We start from the raw sequence: 24051 nt of genomic DNA, 5'->3' as shown, positions 1-24051 counted from the left end.
CCCGCCGTGCCCCCTGTCTCCCTGTGCCCCTGCCTCCCTGCCTCCCTGCCTCTTCACCACCCCTGACAGTCCTTACAGCCAGCCCTTACAGCCACCCCTTCTCCCGCGCGATGCGCACCGCCTCCGCCCGGTTGCGGGCCGCGAGCTTCTGGATGGCCGTCGAGAGATAGTTCCGCACGGTGCCCTGGGAGAGCCGCAGCACGCCGGCCACCTCGGCGTTCGTCGAGCCGTCGGACGCGACGCGCAGGACCTCGCGCTCCCGCTCGGTGAGCGGGTTCGCGCCGTCGGCCAGGGCCGCCGCCGCGAGGGTGGGGTCGATCACGCGCTCACCGGCGAGGACCTGCCGTACCGCCGAGGCCAGTTGGGCCGCCGGGGCGTCCTTGACCAGGAAGGCGTCCGCGCCCGACTCCATCGCCCGGCGCAGATAGCCGGGGCGGCCGAAGGTGGTGAGGACGACCACCTTGACCGCGGGCAGCGCCCCGCTCAGGGCCGCCGCTGCCTCGATGCCGGTCATGCCGGGCATCTCGATGTCGAGGAGCGCGACATCCACTTCGTGAGCCCGCGCGGCGGCGAGCACCTCGTCGCCCCGGGCCACTTGGGCGACGACCTCGATGTCCGGTTCGAGACCGAGCAGCGCGGCCAGCGCCTCCCGCACCATGGACTGGTCCTCCGCGAGGAGAACCCTGATCATGTGGCTCATGCGGCGGATCCTAGAGGGGCGCCGATCGGGGCACGGGCGGTGAGGACGAAGCCTCTGCGGGACGCGTCCGTCTCCAGGGTGCCGCCGACCTTCGCGAGCCGTTCCGACAGGCCGGTGAGGCCGTTGCCGGGCGCCGCTCCGCCGTGGCTGGTCACCGCGCTCGCGCCGTGGCCGCCGCCGTCGTCCTCCACGGTGAGTTCCAGCACGGGCCCGTCCAGCGTCTGGCGCGGGGCGAGGGTGACGGTGCAGCGGCGGGCCCCGCTGTGCCGTACGACATTGGTGACGGCCTCGCGCAGCGACCAGGCGAGCGCCGCCTCGCACTCCTCGGCCAGCTCGCCTTCGGGGAGGAGCTCCGGGATCTCGCCGGGGACCTCCGCGATGATCCCCGCGACCGCCAGCGCCGTACGCGCCCCGGCCAGCTCGCCCGGCAGGGTGGGTCTGCGGTAGCCGGTGACGGCCTCCCGTACGTCCGTCAGCGCCTGGCGGCTGACCCGCTCGATATCGGCTATCTGCTCGGCCGCCCGGTCCGGCCGGCCGGGCAGCATCCGTCCGGCCAGTTCACTCTTGAGGGTGATCAGGGAGAGGGAGTGGCCGAGGAGGTCGTGGAGATCGCGGGCGAGCCGCAGCCGCTCCTCGTTGGCGGCGAGCTCGGCGACGGCGGCCCGTGCCTCGCGCAGCTCGACCGTCGTCCGCACGAGCTGCCGTACGCCCGACATCGCGAAGCCGCCGAGCAGCGCGGGGATGACCAGGGCGGTGAGGAAGTCGGCCGCGTCCTCCTTGTGGAACCCGACCAGGACCATCGCGCCGGTGACGGCCGGGATCGCCAGCCGGGCCCCGGAGAGCGGCAGGGCGGCCCCGGCCGAGACCGACACGTACACGAAGAGCACCAGCCAGGGCGTGCCCATGGTGAGGGGGAGCACCACCGCGAGGGTGAGCTGGAAGAGCAGGATGCCGTAGACGGCACGCCGGTCGAGCAGCCTGCTGGTGTGGCGGAAGATCGTGGTCAGGTACGCGGCCACGAAGACGACCAGGCCGAGCGCGCCGAGCACGACGGCCCAGGTGGTGTGGGAGCCGTCGGCGAGATCGCTCACCGGAGCACCCATGAAGGTCAGCCAGACGCCGATCCACATGAACTTGGCGAGGGACCCCTGGCGGTTTTCCGGGCGCTGTCCGATCGGGATGGTGTACGTGTCGCTCACGTCTTCAGTGTGTCCTTCCGGTACAGCCAGGCGGCACCGCCCGCGAAGAGCAGGAAGTACGCGACGAGGAGGGTCACGTCCTTCATGTGCGGGGCGCCGCCCAGTTCGACGGCCTGTCCGAGGCCCGCGTACGCGTGGGTGGGGAGCCAGGAGGAGACGTTCTGCAGCCACTGCGGGTAGATCGTGGTGGGCATCCACAGGCCGCCCAGGAGGGAGAGCCCGAAGTACGTGATCATGGTGATCGGCCGGACGGCGTCGCCGGAGGCCAGGTAGCCGATGGCCACGCCGAGCGCCGCGAAACAGAGGCTGCCCGCCCAGATGACGCCGGTGAGCGCGAGCCACTGCCAGGCGTCCAGCCGTACGCCCTTGGAGGCGCCGGCGACGAGGAACACGATGACGATCGACGGCAGTGTGACCACGGCCGCCGAGGCTATTTTGGCGAGCACATAGCCGTGACCGGGCAGCGGGGTCAGCCGGAGCTGGCGGACCCAGCCCTTCTCCCGCTCCTTGGCGATCTTCTCGCTGTTGCCCATCAGGACGGCGGTCAGGGCGCCGAAGGAGGCCATGGCGACCATGTAGAAGGCGCCCATCGGCAGGCGGGTGCCGGGGACCGTGCTGTTGTCCTGGGGGCCCGCTATCACCAGGAACAGCACCGAGGGGTAGATGATCGAGAAGAACATGAACTTCTTGTTCCGCAGGGTGCGGGTGATTTCCAGCTTGATGAGGGTGTTCACGCTGTCCTGGCCTCCTCGGCCTCGGTGATGGCGACGAATGCCTGCTCCAGGCCGAGCCCCGCGACTTCGAGATTGCGCGGGTAGACCCCGAGCCCGTACAGCGCGTGCACGGTCGCGTCGGCGTTGTGCGACTGCATACGGACGGTGGCGCCGGAGACCGAGAGGGAGCTGAGGAACGGCAGCCCGCGCAGCGCCTCCTCGTCGATCACGCCGCCGGGGCCGGTCAGGCCGTCGGGACCGGTCAGGTCGAAGGAGATCCGGCGGGCCCCCGCCTTCGCCTTGATCTCGGTGGCGGTGCCGTCGGCCAGCAGCTTGCCCCGGTGGAGGACCAGCACCCGGTCCGCGATGGCGTCGGCCTCTTCCAGGTAATGCGTGGCGAACAGGACCGTACGCCCCTGGCGTGCCTGCTCCCGCATCGTGGCCCAGAAGGCCTGCCGCGCGGTGACGTCCATCCCGGTGGTCGGCTCGTCGAGGACGATCAGGTCGCCGGCGCCGGCCGTGGCGAGGGCGAAGCGCACGCGCTGCTCCTGGCCACCGGAGAGTTTGTTGACCATGCGGTCGGCTATTCGGGTGATCCCGGCGCCGGCCAGCACGTCGGAGACGGCGTACGGCCGGGGGTGCAGCGCACAGGCGAGCGTGACCAGCTCGCGGACCGTGACCTCCTCCATCAGGCCGCCGCTCTGGAGCATCGCGCCCACACGTCCGGCGGCGATGGCCTCCTGAGGGCTCGTGCCGAAGAGGGTGACGGTGCCGGAGTCGGCCTTTCTGAGCCCGAGCAGCAGATCGAGGGCGGTGGACTTCCCCGCGCCGTTGGGGCCGAGGAGTGCCACGGTCTCGCCGGGGTGAAGGGCGAGGCTGAGCCCGGCGACCGCGTGGACGGCTCCGTAGCTCTTGCTCACCTGGTCGAAATCGACCACGGCGGTGGCCGCCGAGGTCGCCCGGTCGGTCACGGTCCCGGTCGTCCGGTCTGTCGATGTCATACCGAAAGGGTGGCCCGGGACCGGGTTCCCGCGGCAGTGTCACGGGTCGTGACTCCGGCATGACATCCGTCATCCCCGGACCGTGACAAGGCTCCCGAACGGTGACTTCGGACCGCCGGCTTCGAACCCGCGCCCCCCGAACGGTGCTGGGCGGGCCTCCGGTGAGGCCCGCCCAGCGCCCCGTACTAGCTCGGGTCGAGGCTGATCGTCTGCGTACGCTCCGCGGGGGTCTTGCCCCGCAGCGCCTTCTGCATGGCCTGCGCCACATCGGCCGAGGAGACCGGGTACTGCTTGCCGTCGCCCTTGGTGATCGTGATGCCGTCGAAGACGCCGTCGAGGAGCTGGTCGATGGCGTTCCTGTCGTAGACCTCGACGAGCTTTCCGTCGACCGCCTTCATCGAGAGGATCTTCGGCAGCGACTTGGCGGGCCCGAACTGGATCTGCTTGCCGCCCGCCTGGATGGTGATCAGGCCGGACATCGCGGGCTCGGCGAACTCCCTCATCGCCCGGTCCAGCTCCGCCTGGTCGACGGTCGGCTCGCGGGAGACGACGGGAAGTTCGATGCTGTTCGCCTTGCCCGTCTGGACCTGGGCGCGATAGGCGTCGCGGGTCGAGATGATCGAGTGGTTGACGTCCAGCGCCTTGCCCGCCTTGCCGGGTACGGCGACGGCCTTGCCCGGCTCGAACTTGATGGTGCCCTCGCCGGCCGAGCCGGAGACGCCCGCCAGGTCGGCCAGCGCGACGCTCAGCTTCTCCTCGTCGACGGGGATCACCGGCTCGGCGACGCGCGCGCCGCCGAAGAGCGAGCCGATCACCGAGACCGGGTTGTAGTCGCTGCCCGCCGCGTTGCGCACCGTCGCCTGGCTGTCCAGGCTGAGGCCCGCCTTGTCGGGGGCCAGCTCCTCCGTCGTGCCGCCGATGCTGAGCCGCAGCGGGGCGGAGGCGCGTTTGCCGAGGGCGTCGTCGAGCTTGTTGACCGCCTGGTCGCGGGTGCCACCGCCGATGTCGACACCGAGGACCGTGGTGCCCTTCGGTACGTCGGAGTGGTTCATCAGCAGTCCGGCGCCGTAGAGACCACCGGCCACCACCACGACGGCGACACCGAGGAGCGCCAGCTTGGAGCGGCCCTTCTTGGCGGGCGCGGGCGCGGGCGCGGACTTGGACGGGGACCCGGACGCCGGTGACGGAGTCGCCGGAGCGGTGCCCGCAGCGGCCTTGCCCGCGGGCGGCGTGGCGCCCGCGGCGCCGACCGGACCGGGGAAGTCGGGCGCCGAGAAGTCGTGTTCCCGGCCGAACGGGCCGGCCCCTGCGGCACCGGGACCGCCGGGTGCGCCAGGACCACCGGGACCGCCGGGACCCGAGCCCCCGGGCCCGCCGTCCGTACGCGGACCACCGTTCCCCGGGCCCGACCCGGGGAACGGCGAGCGGCGCTCCGGCGGCACCACCGGGATGCCGCTGGTGAGCGTGGAGCCCGAGACCTGGCCGCCGGGGCCCGGCTCCGGCGCGGGCTGCTGCGGGGTCAGTACGGCGGTGTCGTCGGAGAGCCGGGGGGCGCCGATCCGGCCCGCCCCGGGCGCGGTGCCCAGGGACGCCGGCGGGGTGCCGAACGAGGCGCTGCCGGGGACCGGTCCCGTGGTGGGGCCGGACGGACCGGTGGGCGCGCCCGGGGGACGCGTGCCGAACGCCGGGGTGGTGGGGCCGCCGCCCGTCGCCAGCCCCTCGGCGGCGAGATCGCTGAGCGAGGAGCCGCCCGCGCCGCCCAGCCGGTGGGATCCGGTGGAGTAGTCGGTGCCGTTGGAGTAGTCCGAGCCGTACGGCGACTCCGCGCGGCTCTCGCCGCCCGGGTCCGGCGACGGCGTCGAGGACGGGGCGGGCGGCGCCGTCGAGGTCGCGCCGGCGACGGCGGCGGCGCCCGCGCTCATGCCCGCGGCCGTTCCGGCGGCCGCCTTGCGCGGCGCGAACCAGTCGCTGGTCGGCTTGTCCCGGCCGTCGCCGTTCTCGCCGTCCGCGCCCTTGCCGGCCTGGACCGCGGACCGCTGCTCCCCGACGATGTCGATCGGCCTGGTTTCGGACATGTCCTGGGCCGCCGTGGGCTTCGGTGTGCTGCCCGTGCGCTCGCCGGCCGGAAGGCCCCGGCCGTCGGTGCTGTCGATGTCGCTCATCGGCGTACGCATCACGACGGGCGGGATCGGCCGCGAACCCGGGATGTTGATCCGGATCCGGGTGGTCAGCGTCGTCTCGGTTCTCGGCTCGTCCGGCTGTGCGGCGGGCGCGGTCTCTGTCTCTGTCTCTGTCTCCTCCGGAGCGTCCTGCTGGGGATGCAGCGACGGATACTGGCGGGATCCGTACGGCGGTGTCCCCGAGGGGTACGCGGCTCCGCCGCGCCCCTGGGGCCCGGAGGACGAACTGTCAGTTTCACGACTCAAAGCAGGTTCTCCCGGTTGGCTCCGCCGCCCGTTCTTACTGGTACTCAACTGTTCAGGTCCCCCACAGCCGGAGAGCGGGGGGAAGGCCCGGAGCGCGCACCACCATACTGGCCTCCACCGACGGAGACCCGACGACCGTGAGAAGCGATGCTCCGCCGACCGTACGCGCATGGTCAATTCAGCGGCTGCCGGGCGCGTCACTTCCCAAGTCGGCCGGACTTCGTGCCCGGTTGCGGCAACCGCGACATCGTGGCACACATCACAGCCACCACCATGCCGCCGAGCAGGTAGACAAGGGGCCCGGCACCTGCGGCGAAGGCCGCGTCGCCCTCGGCGCGGCCCATGCTCAGCCCGATCGTCGCGATCAGCCATCCGGCGGCGGGCGCCCCCACGCCGAGCTGGGTACCGGTCGCGTACAGCCCGCCGAGGAAGACCCCGGCGGTGGCGAGCAGGGCAAGCACCAAACCGCCCGGGAACCAGCCCCCTTGGGCGAGGGAGCCCGCGATCCCGACGAGCGCGCCGAGCACCGCCAACGCCAGGTATGCGGCGATACGCCCGGGTCTGAAGCTGAGCGGAGTCGTGAGCGGATTCACGGCCGGTCCACCCGGCTCGCGCGTGCTCACGTGTCCGCTCCGGCGCGCGGGCCGGCGTGCGAACCGGCCGGTGAACCGGCGGTCCCGGCGAAAAGGTCGCTCTCACGTTCGCCGGTGGGCGCTCCGGACGTGCCGTGCACCAACTGGTAGTACTCAGCGGCGAAGATCGGCTGGCCCAGGTCGTTGGAGAGCGCGAAGAAGGGCCCGTCCACGGCGATTTGGGTGGCGTGGGCACGCATCGCCGCCGCCTTCTGCCGGCCGTACGGAACGCCGTCGAGCGCCGCGGTGATCTCCGCGTCGGCCACGACGCCCGGGATGTCGTCGATCTCCGCGACGCCGGGGAAGTCGGTGCCGGCCGCGCGCAGCCGCGCGAAGCCCTCCTCGGCGACCGAGCGCGGCACCCGGTTCCAGTAGATCTTGTCGATGGTGTGCGCCGCGCCCAGCTCGGGCCGGTAGGCGGGGTCGGCCGCCAGTTCGGCGGCGCGCATGGCGACGCGGTGGGCCTGGATGTGGTCCGGGTGGCCGTACCCGCCGTTCGGGTCGTACGTGACGAGCACCTGGGGGCGCACCTCGCGGACGACCTCCACGAGGTACAGAGCGGCCTCGTCCACATCGGCGTGCCAGAACGCGCCCTCGCGGCCGTTCTGCTCCAGCCCCATCATCCCGGAGTCCCGGAACCTGCCGGGCCCGCCGAGGAAGCGGTGGTCGGTGACGCCCAGCTCCCGCATCGCCTCGGCGAGTTCGCCGATGCGGTGGGGGCCGAGCCGGTCCTCCTGATCGGCCGCCAGGTGGGCGAGTTCGGGCACGATGACCTCGCCCTCCTCGCCGAGGGTGCAGGTCACCAGCGTGACCAGGGCGCCGTCGGCCGCGTACCTGGCCATGGTGGCGCCGTTGTTGATCGACTCGTCGTCGGGGTGCGCGTGCACGAGCAGCAGACGACGGGCGGGGAGATCGGTCATGGGGACAGCCTACGAGGCGGCACCGACAGCCACCGTGAGAGCCGACGGAAGCCGTGCGGGAGCACCGGTCGAAGACGTGCGCGAGCACCGGTCGACGCCCCTCGGCGAGTGGGCGGTGGCGAAGGCCGAGGGGCGGTACCGGATCGATGGCGCGCTCAGCAAAGAATGGCCGATTGCTGATGCCCGGTGGCTAGAACTTGATGCCGCCGATCATCCCGGCCACGTTCGTGGTCAGTTCGCTGATGGTGGGAGCGATGGAGGAACTGGCCATGTAGAACCCGAGCAGCATGCAGACCACCGCGTGTCCTGCTTTCAGCCCGGACTTCCGGACCAGCAGGAAGACGATGATCGCCAGCAGCACCACCGCCGAAATCGAGAGTGCCACGGCGGTTCACCTCCATAGATATTCAGTCGGGAAAACGCAGCGTGCATGTGCCCGGCTCATTCATACCCAGCTATCGCTAGGGATCATAACTATCCGTACGTACGCATCGATCGGTGCACGGCAGCACATGGGGGCGCACGGAACCCCGTCACGGGGGTCGCGAACCGCTGCTTCCCGCTGCTTCCGGCTCGCTCGCTCGGTTAGGTTCGGTCGCATGACCTTGAGCCCTCGTCCCTCGTTCCCCCGCCAGCACGCCAGGACCCAGCGGTTCACCCTCGGCGCTCCCCGGTCGTTCACGGTCTCCCCGGACGGGACGCGGGTGGTCTTCCTGCGTTCCACCTCGGGGACGGACCGCGTGAACCGCCTCTGGGTGCTCGATCTCGACGGCTCCGCGGCGGGTGCGGAGGGCGCCCGGATCGCCGCCGATCCCGGCGTGCTGCTCGGCGGCGCCTCGGAGCGGCTCTCGGCCGAGGAGCGGGCCCGCCGTGAACGCAGCAGGGAGGGCTCTGGAGGCATCGTCGGGTACGCGGTGGACGCCGAGGTCGAGCTGGCCGCGTTCGCCCTCTCAGGGCGCCTCTACGCGGCCGAGCTGCGGGCCGGGACGGCGCGCGAACTCCCCGCACCGGGGCCGGTGATCGACCCGCGCCCCTCGCCGGACGGTCGGCACATCGCCTATGTGGCCGGCGGTGCGCTGCGGGTGATCGGGGCGGACGGGGAAGGGGACCGCGAGCTGGCGGGTCCCGGTAGGGACGAAGAAGCGGGCGGGAGCGCGGACGTCACCTATGGTCTCGCGGAGTTCATCGCGGCCGAGGAGATGAGCCGTACCCGCGGCTACTGGTGGTCGCCCGCCTCCGACCGGCTGCTCGTCGCCCGCGTGGACACGGCGGACGTACAGCGCTGGTGGATCTCCGACCCGGCCCACCCGGACCGGGAGCCGTCTCGGGTGCCTTATCCGGCGGCCGGTACGCCCAACGCCGACGTACGGCTCTTCCTGGTCCCTTTGACGGACAGCGCGGAGACGGACGGCACCGGGACGCCTCCCACAGAGGTGATCTGGGACCGGGCCCGTCACCCGTACCTCGCACGCGTCCACTGGTCCGCGGGCGGCGCCCCGCTGCTGCTCGTCCAGAGCCGGGATCAGCGCGGCCATCTCTACCTCACGGTGGACACCGACACCGGTGCCACCCGGACCGTGCATCAGGACGAGGACCCCGCGTGGCTCGAACTCTCCCCCGGGGTGCCCGCCTGGGCGCCGGACGGGCGGCTCGTACGCCTGGCCGACGAAGGGGGCGCACGGGTCCTGATGGTCGGCGACCGGCCGCTCACCGGGCCGCAGTTGCATGTGCGGGCGGTGCTGGACATCGGGGAGCACGACGTCCTGGTCTCGGCGTCGGCGGGTGAGGAGGCCGCGGATCCCGAGACCGGCGAGATCCACGTGTACCGCGTCAGCGAGTTGGGCACGGAGCGGTTCTCGGCGGCCTCCGGGGTCCACTCGGCCGTCCGCGCGGGAGAGGTGACCGTCCTCGTGTCGGCCCGTCCCGAGACCGCGGGGGCGTCCGTGGGGGTCTTCCGGGACGGCAAGCAGCTCGCCTCGATCGCCTCGTACGCGGAGGCTCCGGCGCTCACGGCGCACGCGCGGCTCACCGAGGGGGGCGCACGGCGAATTCCGTGCGCCGTCCTGCTCCCCACGGGCTACCAGGAGTCGGACGGCCCGCTCCCGGTGCTGCTCGACCCGTACGGCGGCCCGCACGGCCAGCGCGTGGTCGCCGCCCACAACGCGTACCTCACCTCGCAGTGGTTCGCCGACCAGGGGTTCGCGGTGCTCGTCGCCGACGGACGCGGCACCCCCGGCCGGTCCCCCGCGTGGGAGAAGTCCGTCCACCGCGATCTGCTGCTCACCCTGGACGACCAGATCGAGGCGCTGCACGACCTCGCCGGGCGGTTCCCGTTCGACCTCGACCGGGTCGCCATCCGCGGCTGGTCGTACGGCGGCTACCTCGCCGGGCTCGCGGCGCTGCGCCGCCCCGACGTCTTCCACGCGGCGGTCGTGGGCGCGCCCGTCACCGATCTGCGGCTGTACGACACGCACTACATGGAGCGCTATCTCGGCACCCCGCAGGAGGCGCCCGAGGTGTACGCGGCCAACTCGCTCGTGACGGACGACGGGCTCTCGTCCCCGGCGGAGCCCTCGCGGCCCATGATGATCATCCATGGACTGGCCGACGACAATGTGGTGGTCGCCCACTCCCTCAAGCTCTCGGCGGCGCTGCTGGCGGCGGGGCGGCCCCATGAGGTGCTGCCGCTCACGGGCGTGACCCACATGACGCCGCAGGAGGAGATCGCGGAGAACCTGCTGCTGCTCCAGGTCGACTTCCTCAAGCGGTCGCTGGGCCTGTCGTAACGGAGAAACGGCAACCGGCCGGGACTCCTGGAAGTCCCGGCCGGTTTACGGCACCCGCACGGCCGTACGCTCTACAGACTGACGGGTCCGTATATCGGTACCGGGTCCGCCAAGTTGCCTGCGTGTTAACGAAATTGTTGTGCTTTATTGGCTTTTCTCCCCCTCGGGACCGATGGGAACGATCTTCCGTTCCTCCGCGAAGTGGCAGGCCGAGGGGTGCGCGGCCGGCCCCTCCGCCGCCCTGAAGACCTCCGGGACCGTCAGCGGCGGCACCTCCACCGCGCACCGCTCCCGCGCCTTCCAGCAGCGCGTACGGAAGCGGCAGCCGGACGGCGGGCTCGCCGGGGACGGCACGTCGCCCACCAGGATGATCCGCTCCCGGTGCGCACGCGCGGAGGGGTCGGGCAGCGGCACCGCCGACAGCAGCGCCTGGGTGTACGGGTGCGTCGGATGCTCGTAGATCTGCGTGTCCGAGCCGATCTCGGCCAGCCGCCCCAGATACATCACCCCCACCCGGTCGGAGATGTGCCGGACGATCGACAGGTCGTGCGCGATGAAGATGTACGACAGGTCGAACTCGTGCTGGAGCTTCTCCATCAGATTGATGACCTGCGCCTGGACGGAGACGTCCAGCGCCGAGACCGGCTCGTCGGCGACGATGATCTCCGGCCGGAGCGCGAGGCCGCGCGCGATGCCGATGCGCTGGCGCTGGCCACCGGAGAACTGGTGCGGGTAGCGGTTGATGTACTCCGGATTGAGTCCGACGACGTCCAGCAGGTCCTGGACCCTGCGCCGCCGGTCACCCTTGGGGGCCACCTCGGGGTGGATCTCGTACGGCTCCCCGATGATGTCGCCCACCGTCATCCGCGGATTCAGCGAGGTGTACGGGTCCTGGAACACCATCTGGATGTTGCGCCGTACCGCCTTCAGCGCCCGTCCCGACAGCTTCGTGATGTCCTCGCCCTTGTACCGGATCGATCCGGACGTCGGCCGCTCCAGGTTGACCAGCATCTTCGCCACGGTCGACTTGCCGCAGCCGGACTCCCCCACGATGCCCAGGGTCTCGCCGGGCGCCAGACCGAAGGAGACCCCGTCGACCGCCTGCACCGCGCCGATCTGACGCCGGAAGAGGATCCCCTGGGTGAGCGGATAGTGCTTGACCAGGTCCCGTACCTCCAGGAGGGGTTCAGCCATCGAGCGTCTCCTTCCAGAAATAGCAGGCACTCCGCCGCTCGCCGGTCCGGTCCAGCTCGCCGGGCGCGCCCGGCTCCCTGACCGCGTCCAGTCCCGCGGTGGCGGCCCGGCCGTCCTCCGTCACCTCGTACAGCGGCGGCACCTCGGTACGGCACACGTCCCGGGCCCTCGGACAGCGCGGGTTGAACGCGCAGCCCGGCGGGATGTGCAGCAGGTTGGGCGGCAGGCCCTTGATCGCGTACAGCTCCTCGCCCTTCTGGTCCAGGCGCGGGATCGAGTCCAGCAGCCCCCGCGTGTACGGGTGGGCGGGCGCCTTGTAGAGGGCGTGGACCGGCGCGGTCTCCACGATGCGGCCCGCGTACATCACGGCGATCTTGTCCGCGACGTCGGCGACGACGCCGAGGTCGTGGGTGATGAGGATCAGCCCCATGTTCAGCTCACGCCGGAGCTCGGCGAGGAGGTCCATCACCTGGGCCTGCACGGTCACGTCGAGCGCGGTCGTCGGCTCATCCGCGATGATCAGCGCGGGTTCGAGCGCGAGCGCCATGGCGATCATGATCCGTTGGCGCATACCCCCCGAGAACTGGTGCGGATAGTCGTTCACGCGGTCCTTGGCGGCCGGGATACGGACGCGGTCCATCAGTTCGACGGACTTCGCCCGCGCCTGTTTGCGGCCCATTCCCCGGTGAACCTCGAACATCTCCCCGAGTTGGGCGCCCACCGTGAGCACGGGGTTGAGCGAGGACAGCGCGTCCTGGAAGATCATCGCCATCTCGGCCCCGCGGATCCTGCGGCGCTGCTCCTCCTTGAGTTTCAGCAGGTCCCGGCCCTGGAAGAGCACTTCGCCGCCCGTGATCCGGCCTGGCGGCGTGTCCAGGATCCCCATGATCGCCTGGGCGGTCACGGACTTGCCGGACCCCGACTCCCCGAGCACGGCGAGGGTTTCGCCCGCCGCCACCGCGTACGTGACGCCGTTGACGGCCTTGGCGACCCCTTCACGGGTGCGGAACTCCACCTGGAGATCGCGCACTTCGAGCAGGGCGGGAGGCGGCAGCATGGAAGGGGGCTCCTCAGCGCAGCTTGGGGTCGAGGGCGTCGCGTACCGCGTCGCCGAGCATGATGAACGCGAGCACGGTGATCGCCAGCGCGCCGGCCGGCCAGAGCAGCATGTGCGGGGCGTTGCGGATGTACGGGGAGGCGTCCGAGATGTCGATCCCCCAGGAGACCGTCGGTGGTTTGAGGCCCACTCCGAGGTACGAGAGGGTCGCCTCCAGCGCGATGAACGTACCGAGCGCGATGGTCGCCACGACGATCACCGGCGCGACCGCGTTGGGCAGTACGTGCCGCAGCATCATCCGCGGGTTGGAGGCGCCGAGCGCCCGCGCCGCCTGGACGTAGTCGTTCTGTTTGACGGTGATGACGGAGCCGCGGGCGATCCGGGAGATCTGCGGCCAGCCGAGCAGCACCATGAAGCCGATCACCGGCCAGACGGTGGCGCTGGTCACCACGGAGAGCAGCACCAGACCGCCGAGGACGACGGGGATCCCGAAGAAGATGTCGGTGATCCGGGAGAGGCCCGCGTCCCAGGACCCGCCGAAGAATCCGGCGAGCCCGCCGAGGACCGCGCCGACGACGGCGACCCCGAGACTGGCGAGGACGCCGACGACGACGGAGGTCCTGGCGCCGTAGACGGTACGGGTGTAGACGTCGCAGCCCTGTCCGTTGAAGCCGAAGGGATGGCCGGGCCGGGAGCCCTCCTGCGCGTCGGCGAGATTGCAGGAGAGCGGGTTGCCACTGGCGATCAGCGACGGCCAGATCGAGATGATCACCAGAAAGATGATGATCAGACCCGAGATGATGAAGACGGGGTTGCGCCGCAGATCCCGCCAGGCGTCGGACCACAGGCTGCGCGCCTTCCCCCCGGGCCCGCCCGCCACAGGACCCTCGGGTCCGCCCGCCACGAGACCCCCGGGCCCGCCGTCCCTCTCCAGGGTGAACCCCTCGCTGGTGGCGAGGTCCATCGCACCGCCGGCGCCGGTCCCGGCGATGGCGCCCCCGTCGGCCGTGGGACCGTCGGGGTCGGGTCCGTCGGGGTTCGGGCGCTGCGGGTCAGGCATACCGGATCCTCGGGTCGAGTACGGCGTACAACAGGTCGACCAGCAGGTTCGCCACCAGGAAGACGATGACGAGCACGGTCACGAAACCGACGACGGTCTGGGTGTTCTGGCGCAGAATCCCCTGGTAGAGCTGGAATCCGACCCCGTGGATGTTGAAGATCCGCTCGGTGACGATGGCGCCGCCCATCAGGGCGCCGATGTCCGTACCGATGAACGTGACCACCGGGATCAGTGAATTGCGCAGCAGATGCCTGACGATCACCCGCCGCCGGGGCAGCCCCTTGGCGACGGCCGTACGGACGTAGTCGGAGCGGGTGTTCTCCGCGATGGACGTCCGGGTGAGCCGGGTGACGTACGCGAGGGAGACCGAGGCGAGCACCAGCCCCGGCAGGATCAGCTCGTCGAGCGGCGCCGCCGGGGAGACCGAGGGCTCGATGATCTTCCACCGCACCCCGAAGAGGAGTTGGGCCAGCAGTCCGGTGACGAACGTCGGTACGGCGATGACGACGAGCGTCAGCAACAGGACGGAGGTGTCGACCGGGCGGCCCCGGCGCAATCCGGTGACCACGCCGAAGACGATCCCGATGACGATCTCGAAGAAGATGGCGACGAGCGTCAGCCGGATGGTGATCGGGAAGGCGGAGGCCATCAGGTCGATGACCTCCTGCCCGTTGAAGGCGGTGCCGAAGTCTCCCGAGAAGACATGGCCCATGTAGGTGAGGTATTGCTGCCAGACGGGCTGGTCGAGGCCGAAGTCCTTGCGGAGCTGCGCCTCGGTGGCGGGGTCGCACTGCCGGTCGCCGCAGAGGCCCGCGACGGGGTCGCCCATCACATTGACCATCAGGAAGATCAGCAACGTGGCGCCGATGAAGACCGGGATCATCTGGAGCAGACGCCGGATGACATAACGTCCCATGCAGGGCTCCGGGGGAAGGGGCGAACGGTGGCCGCGGGGCGCCGTTCCGGCGTCAGTGGACGGTGATCTCGTTGTAGACCGGGACGCTAAACGGGTTGAGCGCCACGTTCGAGACCCGGTCCGAGTAGCCCGCGCTGCCGTTCTGGTACCAGAGCGGGATGGCCGCCATCTGATCGCGCACCACACCCTCGGCCTGCTGGAACTTGGCCGTGGCCGTCTTCGTGTCGACCTCGGCGTTGGCCTCGTTGATCAGCTTGTCGAACCGCGCGTTGCTCCACTTGCCGTCGTTGGACGAGGCGTTGGTGTAGTAGAGCGGCTGGAGGAAGTTCTGGATCAGCGGGTAGTCCATCTGCCAGCCCGCGCGGAAGGGCCCGGTGAGCTTCTTCCGTCCGATCTGGTTACGGAAGTCCGCGAAGGTGCCGACGGGGCTGCCGACGCACGCCTTGTCCTTGCCGAGCGCGTTGTTGATGCTGTTGCAGACGGCGTCGACCCACTCCTTGTGGGAGCCGGTGTCCGCGTTGTACGTGATCTTGAGCCGGCCGCCGGGGATGCCGCCGCCCTCCTGGACCAGCTTCTTCGCGGCCGCGGCGTCGTACGCGCACGCCGACCCGCAGAGCCCCGCCTTGTAGCCGCCGTCCGCGCCGAGCACCGGTGAGGTCCAGTCGGTGGCCGGGGTGCGGGTCTTCCGGAAGATGGTCTCGGTGATCTGCTCACGGTTGATCGCCCGGGAGAGCCCGGTGCGGACCTTGACGGCCTTCGCGGTGTTCCAGCGTTTGTCGTAGTAGGGGAAGGCGAGGGTCTGGATGATGCCGGCGGGGGTGTTGATGTACCGGCCGTTCAGATCGGCCTTCACGTTCTTGAGCTGCGCGGCGGGGACGTCGTCGACCAGGTCGAGGTTGCCCGCGACGAGGTCGGTGTAGGCGGTGTTGTTGTCCGTGTAGACCATGAGGTCCACACCGCCGTTCCGTGCCTTGTCCGCGCCCGGGTACGCCTTCCAGGTGCGCAGCGACATCTGGGAGCCCTTGGTGTACTGCCGTACCGCGTACGGGCCGTTGCCGATCGGCTTGGCGAGCCACGCCGCGTGCTGGTCGTAGAACGCCCTGGGCAGCGGCGCGAAGGCCGCGTACCCGAGGGTGTCGGGCCAGGTGGAGAAGCGCTGCGACAGCGTGACGGTGAAGGTCCGCGGCCCGGTGACCTTCAGGCCCGAGAGGGTCTGGGCGGTCGGTGCGCCGGAGGCCGGGTGGACCTTGTCGTATCCCTCGATGTACTGGAAGAAGTACGCGTTCTTCTGGTTGTTCTTGAGATGGGCGCCGTAGTTCCAGGCGTTCACGAAGGACGCGGCGGTGACCTTCTCGCCGTTGCTGAAGGTCCAGCCGTCCTTGACGGTGACGGTGAAGTGCGTCGAGTCCGTGGACTCGATCTTCTCGGCCAGCTCGTCCTCGGCCTTGCCGGTCTTCGGGTTGTACCGCTTCAGCCCGCGGAAGATCATGTCGAGGACCTTGCCGCCCTGGACCTCGTTGGTGTTCGCGGGTTCCAGCGGGTTCTGCGGGTCCCCCCAGGAGGAGCGCACCACCCCGTCCGCACCTCCACGAGCGCCGCTGTCTCCCCCGCCGCACGCCGTAGCCGCGAGGGTGACGGCCACCGCGCAGGCGGCCCACTTGGCGTGCGTCGGTGCAGCTCCTCGCATGAAGGGTCCTCCTCGGAGTGGTCGGGCTCAGGTGAGGGCCAATATCCACCCATAGGGCGCAATACACGCATTCGACTCACCTGAACAGACGGATCCCCCTCCGGATGTACGCATACCGGCGAGTGACACGCACGCGCACCGGGGCCGGTTGCCTTTCGCTCGGGTCACGACAGGAGCGCATTCGCACCAACGGTTGGCCATGCGTGCACCAAGCCGCAAAAGAGGCATTCAAGGCCACGAAGAATTCATTGACCGTGCACGTATCCGATTGAAAAAGTCCTATTGGTCCGCGGATCTGACCGTGGAGCTTTCGATCCCTTCCGGCCAGGAGCATCATGACCTCCGCACCCTCTCCGGCCGCCGTCCCTCTTGAGGCAGTCGCCGGGAACGCCGGCGGCCCGCCGGCTTCCGCGGCGCCGGGAGGCGGGGCCGGCCGCTCCCCGGGACAGCTCGCCCTGCGGCGCTTCCGGCGCGACCGTACGGGCGTCGTCTCGGCCGGTGTCGTCGCCTTCTTCTTCGTGATGGCCGTCTGCGCCCCGCTGATCGCCGGGCTCTACGGGAAGAATCCGTACGACACCTACGGCCAGGACAACCCCGGCCTGCTCAACGACTTCGGCTTCCCCGTCCGCCCCAACGGCGGTATCAGCGGCGCGTACTGGTTCGGCATCGAACCCGGGCTCGGCCGGGACGTCTTCACCTTCCTGCTGTACGGGATCCGCAACTCGCTGCTCATCGCCACCGTGACCACGCTGCTGGTGGCGGTGTTCGGGGTCGTCATCGGTGTCACAGCGGGCTATCTCGGCGGGAAGACGGACTACCTCGTCGGCCGGTCATCGACATCCTGCTGGCGTTCCCCTCGACGCTGTTCTTCATCGCCTTCTGGCCGGTGCTGATCTCGATCCTGGTCTCACCCGAGGAGAACACCCCGGTCTGGCTCACCGTCGTCAGCCTGATCTCCGTGATGGCCGCCTTCGGCTGGGCCCCCATCGCCCGGCTGCTGCGCGGCGAGGTACTCGCCCTGCGGGAACGGGAGTTCGTGGAGGCGGCCAAGGTGACCGGCGCCTCCCCGGCGCGGATCATCTTCAGGGAACTGCTCCCCAACCTGTGGACGCCGATCCTCATCCAGGCGACCCTCGCGCTCCCCCTCTTCGTCACCACCGAGGCGGGGCTCGCCTTCCTGGGGGTGGGGCTCAGCTCGCCGACCCCCGACTGGGGCGTGATGATCCAGCGCGGCTCGAACGTGTACCAGAACGACATCACCTTCCTGCTCTTCCCGGGGCTCGCGATGGTGATCTTCGTGATCGCCTTCAACCTCCTCGGCGACTCGGTACGCGACGCGCTGGACCCGAAGACCAGACGCTGACATCCGCCGCACACCATCACCTCCTAAGGCAGCACCCCCGCACCGCAGAACCTTCGTACCGCAGAACCGCCCCTACCGCAGAACCGCCCTACCGCAGGCCCCATTCGGCTCCACTGACGTACCGACAGGGCAGGAAACATGTCCCTCTCCCGCAGAGACTTCGTCATCGCCACCTCCGTCGCAGCCGGGGGCTCCGCGCTCCTCTCCGCCTGCAGCAGCGGCAACGCCGGCCCGGGCGGATCCGGCGGCAGCGGTCCGGGAGACGGAAGCGCGGGCGGAGGCGGAAGCGCGGGCGGAGGCGGAGGCGCGGGCGGAGGCGGAGGCGCGGGCTCCACGACGTACACCGGCAGTACGGTCGCCATCGGCACCGCCGCGTCCGCGAACTTCTCGACACGGTGGGCCTCAACCCCGAGCACTACAACCGCTTCCCGCACGAATTCTCCGGCGGCCGGCGCCAGCGCATCGGGGTGGCCAGGGCGCTCGCCCCGCACCCGAAGCTGATCGTGGCCGACGAGCCGGTCTCGGCGCTGGACGTCTCGATCCAGGCGCAGGTGGTCAACCTGATCCAGCAACTCCAGCGCGAGTGGGGCATCGCCTTCGTCCTCATCGCCCACGACCTGGCCGTCGTACGCCACTTCTCGCAGCGTGTGGCCGTGATGTACCTGGGCCGCATCGTGGAGATCGCGGACTGGGACGAGCTGTACGGCGCCCCGCGCCACCCGTACACCAGGGCGCTCCTCTCGGCGGTCCCGGCGGCCACGGTCACGGACAACGCCACCTCACTGCGCGCCCGCATCCGCCTGACCGGCGACGTTCCGTCCCCGGTCCACCCGCCGTCGGGCTGCCGCTTCCGTACCCGCTGCTGGAAGGCGACGGACCGCTGCGCGACGACGACGCCCCCACTGGTACGGCCGGAGGGCAGCGGGAGGGCCACCTGACGGCCTGCCACCACCCGGAGGCGCCGGCGGAGAAGCCGCCGGACGCACCGGTCGATCGAGGCAAACAGGGACTGAAACGCTCGGTCATGACGGACGGATACGGAATCCCGCTGGGCCGGGTCCTGGCCGGAGCGAACCGCCATGACTCGCCACTTCCTGCCCCGCCCCTGGACCTGGAACGTGTACTTCTCGGCCTCCGCGATGGGTAGGATCACGCCGCACGCTGAGCGGGCGGGCCGGTCGAGCCCCGCCGTTCACGGCACAGACCGACACATCGGGGGCGCACGACATGAGTACCAACGACAATGGTTACTGGGGTCCGCCGAGCGGACCCGGACCCGGTGGACAGCCGGGCCCGGGTCCCGGCCATCAGCCCTACCCCGGGGCCGGACACCCCCCGTACCCCGGCGGTCCCGCCGTGGGGCCCTACCCGCCACAGCCCGCGCCCGTGCCGCCGCAGGGGTACCCGGGACATCCGCAGGGCTGGGGTCCGTACCCGCCACCGCCGTACGGCGGTGGCCCGCAGCCGCCGTTCCCGCGCCCGCCCCGGCCGCCGCTGACGCGCGGGCAGCGGATCCTCAAATGCGTCTACAACCCGTTCTACGCCGCCCAGCGAGCCTTCCGCCCCTCACGCCCGGGCGCCGTAGCGGACCTGACGGTGCGCAAGATCCAGCTGTGGCGGACCGGGCTCGGCATCGCCGCCTGGCTCATGCTGGTCATGTCGTACAAGCCGGTCGACACCGCCGAGGGTGTCGAGGCCGTCGCAAGCGACAAGTTCGAACAGAGCTGGATCAGCACACTCGTCCTCGTGTGCGCCTTCCCGTTCGTGATCGCCCTGTTCGTGTTCGCCGCGCAGGGTGCGCTGCGCGGGCTCTACCTGCGTCGGTCCCTGAAATCCTTCGGGTCGGTGGCGGCTCTGATGGGGTCCATGGCCACGTTCCCCCTCGCCGTCGCGTCCGATCCGGAGACCACCGGCTTCCGTGACTTCATCGGGACCCCCGGCATGGTCGTCCTCATCTCCCTCTGCACGTGGTCGCTGGGCTTCGCCCTGTACGGGATCGCGCTCTGCCTCGTGCACGTCTTCCGCACCGCCGACATCCACGAGGTGCTGCCGCCGATCCTCGCCACCCTGATGGTGTGGGTGATGGCCGCCCTCGACGTGATCAACAACGAGAACGCCGAGGTTCCCGTCCTTGCCCAGATCGTGTTCTTGCTCGGCGCTCCGGTGTCGGTGACGGTGTTGTCGTGCTGGGAGCTGTACCGGCTGCGGAAGTACCACAACCTGACCGTGCGACAGGCCCTCGGCCGCTAGGGTCTCCCGTTCCAGCGGTGAGATATCCAGGCCCGCCGGCTCGACGACCAGTCCCTCATCGTCCACGACTGCGTACGTCTCCTGCCGCACCCCGGACCCCACGACCCGTCGCTACAACTTCAGCCCGCGGTTCCGCGACCTGGACGACCAGCGGTTCTGGCGCGCGACCATGCCCGGGGTGGAGACCGGAATGTACGGAGTGATGGAGGACCTGGCCCGTAACCGGGTCAACCTGAACAAGGTGATCACGCACTGCCGGACATGCTGAAGGTCGCCGGCTCGGCGCGCTCGGTCTGGTCCTCGACGCCATCGTGCTCTGGACGACGCGCTACGTCGACGCCGCCGTCGCCCAGCTCCAGGCCGAGGGCCACGAACTCCGCGAGGAGGACATCGCCCGGCTCTCCCCGCTCAAGCACCGCAACCTGAACCTGCTCGGCCGCTACAGCTTCCCCGCCTCGACCCCCGCCGCCGGCGTCCTGGGCCCGCTTCGGGACCTGATGCGCCGGAGCTGGACGAGGACGAGACCTGCTGGGAGTGAGTCGGGGCCGTCGCTGCCTGCGTCTCTACAGGCCGTCGCCCGGTCGCTCAGAGGAGGGCGCCGCCGGAGACCTCGATGCGCTGGGCGGTGACCCAGCGCAGGCCCTCGGAGGCCAGCGTGGCGATGGCGTCGCCGATCTCCTCAGGTTCGCCGACGCGGCCGAGTGCGGTCTGTCCGGCCAGAACCTGGCGCATCTCGGCGTCGTCCCGCATCGCTCCACCGTTGAAATCGGTGGCGGTCGGCCCCGGGGCGATGGAGTTGACCCGGATGCCGCGCGGGCCGAGTTCTGCGGCGAGGGTGCGGCTCAGGGCTTCGACGGCGGCCTTCGAGGCGGAGTAGACCGAGGTGGCGGGGCTGGTGTGGCGGGTCAGTGACGTCGAGACGTTGATGACGCGGCCGCCCTGGGCCAGCAGCGGCACAAGTGACTGGATGAGGAAGAACGTGCCCCGGACGTTGGTGCCCATCACCGTGTCGAAGTCGTCGATCGTGACGTCCTCCAGCGGTCCGAAGACCCCCACTCCCGCGTTGTTGACCAAGATGTCGAGCCGCGAAGTACCCCAGCGCTCCAGCTGCTCGCTCAGTTCGGAGGTGAAGGACGCGAAAGAGGAGACGTCGCTGATGTCGAGCCGGAGAACAGCGGCACTCCCACCCACCGCCCGCACCTGTTCCACCGTCTTCTCAGCCCCGGCCGCATCACCGCGGTGGGTGACCAGGACCCGCACCCCGCGTCTGGCCAGAGCGATGGCCGCGCCACGTCCGAGGCCGCGATTCGCACCGGTCACCAAAGCGATCTTGTCGATCGTCATGAACTGTTCCTCCACCGCGCGGCTACCGGAATTCACCCGGGCGCCACAGACAGGATGCGAGTCACTCGACTCGCCTTGCCCTCGTACCGTAAGCAGGACCGCCGAGGCGAGTCAAGTGACTCGCCTCGGGTCTGCGGCATACTGTTCACATGGCAGCAGAACTCTCCGCACACCACCGCAGACTCGCTCAGCAGAAACGCGAGGCGATCACCACCGCAGCCACAGAACTGTTCCTGGATCGTGGCTACGACGGCACCTCACTGGCCCGGATCGCCGAAGCGGCCGGGGTCTCGAAGTCCACCCTGTTCAAACGGTTCCCCACCAAGGCGGCCCTCTTCGAGGCCATCGTCACCGAGTCCTGGCAGCGTGACGCCGGCGACGCTGTCACGCGGCCACAGACCGGAGATCTGCGCTCCGGACTGACAACCGTCGGCCACCGCTATGCCGATCTGGTCGGCCGGCCCGGCATGACAGCCCTGTTCCGGATCGTCATCGCCGAACTGCCTCGTTTCCCCGAACTGGGACGGATGCAGTTCGAGCTCGGCAAACTGCCCTACTTCACCTCCGTTCAGCACTACTTGGAATCCGAGCACGAGGCGGGCAACGCTGATGTCCCGGACGCGGCGAGCGCCGCGAACCAGTTCCTCGGCATGATCGCCAACTACGTCCTGTGGCCCCGCATGCTGCTGACCGACTGGAACCCCGCAGCCTCCGACATCCACGACGCCGTCGAACAGGCCGTCCAGACCATGCTCGCCAGATACACCCCGACCCGCCGGCCTGACCCGAAGCCGGAACGTTGACACTGGCGCGCAATGCTCAACATCCGCGACGCCTCCACTCGGCCACGCATGTCGGTAAACGATCGTTTGACGACAGGTGGTCGGCGTGTCCAGTGAACCCGTGCGATCCGGGGGTTCGCGGCGGCTCGAATCCCATCAGATCCGATGGTGATTGCTGACAGGGTTTGACGACAGACAGGATCCGATCCTCCTTACGGAAGGGGGCCGCAGTGGCGAACCTGGTCCACAAGCGGGTCTCGACCGACCAGCAGTCGACCGCCCGGCAGAACCTCGTCCTGGACGAGGCCGGCATCGAGGACCCGGTCCTCTTCGAGGAGGACCCGGGCACCTCCAGCCGCCTCCACCCACTCCAGCGGCCGAAGTTCCGCGAGCTGCTCACCTACGCGAGGCCGGGCGACACCGTCCACATCTCCGAGATGTTCCGCCTCGTACGCGGGACCGGGCCGCAGCAGGTGCGAGCCACCGAGCCGACCGATCACACCGCCACCCGCGTGGGCACGATCCGTTCCCTCACGGCCTCCGGAAGCGGATACTCGCGCTCCACTGGCAGCAGGGCAGCCACTTCCTCGTCGCCCCCACCGCGAACCGCCCGGCGGATGTCGCCCACCATGCCGGTGATATCGGTCATGCCGACGATCCAGTCATCCACATACCTCTCGACCGCCTCCCCCGACAGACCGATCTGAATGGCACGCCGGGACAGCGGATTCAGCCCGGTATCGCGATCCGGATCCCACTGCACCCTTACCGGACTCGACTCCAACTCCGCCCGCCACTCGGCCTTGTCGCGGAAGCGGGTCCGGTCGAAATGGCTGAGGCACGCCCGCGAGAGAGCCCACTCGAAACCCTCCCGCGTGATCTGGATAGCCAGAACCCGCTCCTGATCCGGCTTCGTGGCCCAGCCCGAGCGGTACATCATCCAGAGGAACGAGGGCTTGATCCACGTCAAGCGGTGTTCATAGTCCCTTTGACGTTGCGGCCCCCGCGTCACGGGTTGGTCAGCGTTGAGCGATGCTGCCGTTGTTGTGCTCGGAGCGGCGGGTCCACAGAGATACATCACTGCTCGTCGCGACGGCGATGGTCTCCCCGGAGGGCGAGAAGCCGAAGGCTCGAAGTTCCGAGTATGTGGAGTGGAAGATGTGCCACCACTGCTCTCCGTGCGGACCGGAGTGGGGGAGTCCGCCGTCGCCCGAAAGCAGCACACGATCGTTGGGCCAGGCCGGGGTGACGACCTCCAGTGCCCAGCCGTCCTCGGTCGTGGTGTGCAACCCTCCACCGAAGAGCCCTGCGATGTGTACGCGGCTGCCGGCGATCGGTCCCAGTCCGGGGCAGGTCAGGTCGGCGACCGCGTCAGGAGTGCTGCCCTCGGGGTCGGGGGCACGATCCCTGGCCATCTTCTCCCCGGTGACGGCGTCGAAGAGACCATGGCCATCGCGGGAGACGACCATCACCAAGTCGTGGCAGCTCTCAGGGTGCGTCGCGAAGCCGATCCCGAGAAGTCCGCCGACAGGGGCGCCGTACTCGTACTCGAAGACGGGCCGCCACGGTTCGGGCGCGGGCATCACAGGGGCGTCGAGAAGCCGATCCCGCAGGGCCTGTTGGTACGCAGAAAGCGCCGGTTCACGACCCGGTTGTTTCACCGTATCTGCCCTCTTGAGCCGCTTCATCACCTCTCCATGATCTCGCATCGGTGACTACCCAGCGCAACCTGGTAGTTGAGAGGATCATGGCATGGCGGCTTCCAATGAACATCCCCCGACGGCTGATCGTCGTCCTCGGCTCGTCTGCCACCGCGTCCCGTGGGTACGGTCGCATTGACGTCTGTTACCAGCCAGGGAGTGGGGACGGCATGTCATCTGCTGCGACGGGAAGTGCGGGAACGGGCTTCACGACGGCCCGCACCGCGGAGGTGATGTCGCTGGCGTGCCGACGCGCGGGGCTCGACGGCGACGGCGCCCGACTTATTCGGCTGGGAGAGAACGCGCTGTTCCGTCTCACCG

The 24051-nt window shown here is 70.0% G+C and carries 19 protein-coding genes and 5 pseudogenes; 8 read left to right on the top strand and 16 right to left on the bottom strand.

Annotated features, from left to right (window positions below; translation table 11 throughout):
• Positions 1-85 precede the first annotated feature (85 nt).
• The 8 genes from ACIBJC_RS15955 to ACIBJC_RS15920 form a co-directional block, all read right to left on the bottom strand.
• Complete coding sequence (locus ACIBJC_RS15955) at positions 86-700, bottom strand: response regulator (protein ID WP_399292518.1); 615 nt, start codon at positions 698-700, stop codon at positions 86-88.
• Complete coding sequence (locus tag ACIBJC_RS15950) at positions 697-1830, bottom strand: sensor histidine kinase (RefSeq protein ID WP_399293174.1); 1134 nt, start codon at positions 1828-1830, stop codon at positions 697-699. Before ACIBJC_RS15950 ends, ACIBJC_RS15955 begins: the two co-directional genes overlap by 4 nt.
• 65 nt (positions 1831-1895) lie before the next feature.
• On the bottom strand, positions 1896-2633 hold the full coding sequence (locus ACIBJC_RS15945; protein ID WP_399292517.1) for an ABC transporter permease: 738 nt from the start codon (positions 2631-2633) through the stop codon (positions 1896-1898).
• The gene (locus ACIBJC_RS15940) at positions 2630-3613 is read right to left on the bottom strand and encodes an ABC transporter ATP-binding protein (protein ID WP_399292516.1); all 984 of its coding nucleotides are present in this window, start codon (positions 3611-3613) and stop codon (positions 2630-2632) included. Before ACIBJC_RS15940 ends, ACIBJC_RS15945 begins: the two co-directional genes overlap by 4 nt.
• A gap of 185 nt (positions 3614-3798) precedes the next feature.
• Positions 3799-6039 carry a hypothetical protein gene (locus ACIBJC_RS15935; protein ID WP_399292515.1) on the bottom strand — a complete coding sequence of 747 codons (2241 nt, stop codon included), beginning with the start codon at positions 6037-6039 and terminating at the stop codon, positions 3799-3801.
• A 197-nt stretch (positions 6040-6236) separates the two neighbouring features.
• The gene (locus tag ACIBJC_RS15930; RefSeq protein WP_399292514.1) at positions 6237-6662 is read right to left on the bottom strand and encodes a DUF6113 family protein; all 426 of its coding nucleotides are present in this window, start codon (positions 6660-6662) and stop codon (positions 6237-6239) included.
• Positions 6659-7591, bottom strand: a complete 933-nt coding sequence (mshB, locus tag ACIBJC_RS15925) for an N-acetyl-1-D-myo-inositol-2-amino-2-deoxy-alpha-D-glucopyranoside deacetylase (protein WP_399292513.1) — start codon at positions 7589-7591, stop codon at positions 6659-6661. The genes ACIBJC_RS15930 and mshB overlap by 4 nt, the downstream gene beginning before the upstream one ends.
• Positions 7592-7781: 190 nt before the next feature.
• Positions 7782-7976, bottom strand: a complete 195-nt coding sequence (locus ACIBJC_RS15920) for a hypothetical protein (protein WP_329829152.1) — start codon at positions 7974-7976, stop codon at positions 7782-7784.
• Positions 7977-8190: 214 nt separating this feature from the next.
• Between ACIBJC_RS15920 and ACIBJC_RS15915 the strand changes: the two genes are divergently transcribed.
• Positions 8191-10377: a prolyl oligopeptidase family serine peptidase gene (locus ACIBJC_RS15915; protein WP_399292512.1), complete on the top strand. Its 2187-nt coding sequence runs from the start codon at positions 8191-8193 to the stop codon at positions 10375-10377.
• Positions 10378-10521: 144 nt separating this feature from the next.
• Here ACIBJC_RS15915 and ACIBJC_RS15910 read toward each other — a convergent pair whose 3' ends face one another.
• Genes ACIBJC_RS15910 through ACIBJC_RS15890 form a run of 5 tightly spaced genes read right to left on the bottom strand, consistent with a single transcriptional unit; the run spans position 10522 to position 16291 of the window.
• Complete coding sequence (locus ACIBJC_RS15910; RefSeq protein WP_399292510.1) at positions 10522-11571, bottom strand: ABC transporter ATP-binding protein; 1050 nt, start codon at positions 11569-11571, stop codon at positions 10522-10524.
• Positions 11564-12628 carry an ABC transporter ATP-binding protein gene (locus ACIBJC_RS15905; RefSeq protein WP_399292508.1) on the bottom strand — a complete coding sequence of 355 codons (1065 nt, stop codon included), beginning with the start codon at positions 12626-12628 and terminating at the stop codon, positions 11564-11566. The genes ACIBJC_RS15910 and ACIBJC_RS15905 overlap by 8 nt, the downstream gene beginning before the upstream one ends.
• A 13-nt stretch (positions 12629-12641) precedes the next feature.
• Entirely contained in the window at positions 12642-13688 is a 1047-nt protein-coding gene (locus ACIBJC_RS15900) for an ABC transporter permease (protein ID WP_399292506.1), read from the bottom strand.
• Positions 13681-14604: an ABC transporter permease gene (locus ACIBJC_RS15895; RefSeq protein WP_399292504.1), complete on the bottom strand. Its 924-nt coding sequence runs from the start codon at positions 14602-14604 to the stop codon at positions 13681-13683. Before ACIBJC_RS15895 ends, ACIBJC_RS15900 begins: the two co-directional genes overlap by 8 nt.
• A 52-nt stretch (positions 14605-14656) precedes the next feature.
• Positions 14657-16291 (bottom strand): ABC transporter substrate-binding protein, encoded by a 1635-nt coding sequence (locus ACIBJC_RS15890; protein WP_399292502.1) that lies wholly within the window; start codon positions 16289-16291, stop codon positions 14657-14659.
• 335 nt (positions 16292-16626) lie between these two features.
• Between ACIBJC_RS15890 and ACIBJC_RS15885 the strand changes: the two are divergent.
• The 5 genes and pseudogenes from ACIBJC_RS15885 to ACIBJC_RS15865 all read left to right on the top strand — a co-directional run.
• A pseudogene (locus tag ACIBJC_RS15885) lies at positions 16627-17654 on the top strand (ABC transporter permease).
• A 362-nt stretch (positions 17655-18016) separates the two neighbouring features.
• Positions 18017-18630: pseudogene (locus ACIBJC_RS15880) on the top strand (oligopeptide/dipeptide ABC transporter ATP-binding protein); the annotation flags it as partial.
• Positions 18615-18765 (top strand): annotated as a pseudogene (locus ACIBJC_RS15875) (IS5/IS1182 family transposase); the annotation flags it as partial. The pseudogenes ACIBJC_RS15880 and ACIBJC_RS15875, both read left to right, overlap by 16 nt.
• 275 nt (positions 18766-19040) lie before the next feature.
• Entirely contained in the window at positions 19041-19904 is an 864-nt protein-coding gene (locus ACIBJC_RS15870; RefSeq protein ID WP_399292500.1) for a hypothetical protein, read from the top strand.
• Between the two features lie 112 nt (positions 19905-20016).
• Positions 20017-20442: pseudogene (locus ACIBJC_RS15865) on the top strand (Tn3 family transposase); the annotation flags it as partial.
• 47 nt (positions 20443-20489) lie between these two features.
• Here the strand turns inward: ACIBJC_RS15865 and ACIBJC_RS15860 are convergent.
• A complete protein-coding gene (locus ACIBJC_RS15860) occupies positions 20490-21248 on the bottom strand; it encodes an SDR family NAD(P)-dependent oxidoreductase (RefSeq protein WP_399292498.1) in 759 nt (252 codons plus the stop codon).
• A 149-nt stretch (positions 21249-21397) separates the two neighbouring features.
• On the opposite strand from ACIBJC_RS15860, the gene ACIBJC_RS15855 reads away from it, so the two are divergent.
• Both ACIBJC_RS15855 and ACIBJC_RS15850 read left to right on the top strand, forming a co-directional pair.
• On the top strand, positions 21398-22051 hold the full coding sequence (locus ACIBJC_RS15855; RefSeq protein WP_399292496.1) for a TetR/AcrR family transcriptional regulator: 654 nt from the start codon (positions 21398-21400) through the stop codon (positions 22049-22051).
• Positions 22052-22260: 209 nt separating this feature from the next.
• Positions 22261-22476, top strand: a pseudogene (locus ACIBJC_RS15850) (recombinase family protein); the annotation flags it as partial.
• Between the two features lie 50 nt (positions 22477-22526).
• Here ACIBJC_RS15850 and ACIBJC_RS15845 read toward each other — a convergent pair.
• Both ACIBJC_RS15845 and ACIBJC_RS15840 read right to left on the bottom strand, forming a co-directional pair.
• The gene (locus ACIBJC_RS15845; RefSeq protein WP_399292494.1) at positions 22527-23000 is read right to left on the bottom strand and encodes a DUF4291 domain-containing protein; all 474 of its coding nucleotides are present in this window, start codon (positions 22998-23000) and stop codon (positions 22527-22529) included.
• Between the two features lie 49 nt (positions 23001-23049).
• Positions 23050-23718, bottom strand: coding sequence for a hypothetical protein (locus ACIBJC_RS15840; RefSeq protein ID WP_399292492.1), 669 nt, complete (start codon positions 23716-23718; stop codon positions 23050-23052).
• Positions 23719-24051 lie beyond the last annotated feature (333 nt).

It is taken from the genome of Streptomyces sp. NPDC050509 (genome assembly GCF_044457965.1).
Lineage (GTDB): Bacteria > Actinomycetota > Actinomycetes > Streptomycetales > Streptomycetaceae > Streptomyces.
Note: the sequence above shows the minus strand (reverse complement) of the source record. Positions and strands in the feature narration are given on the sequence as shown.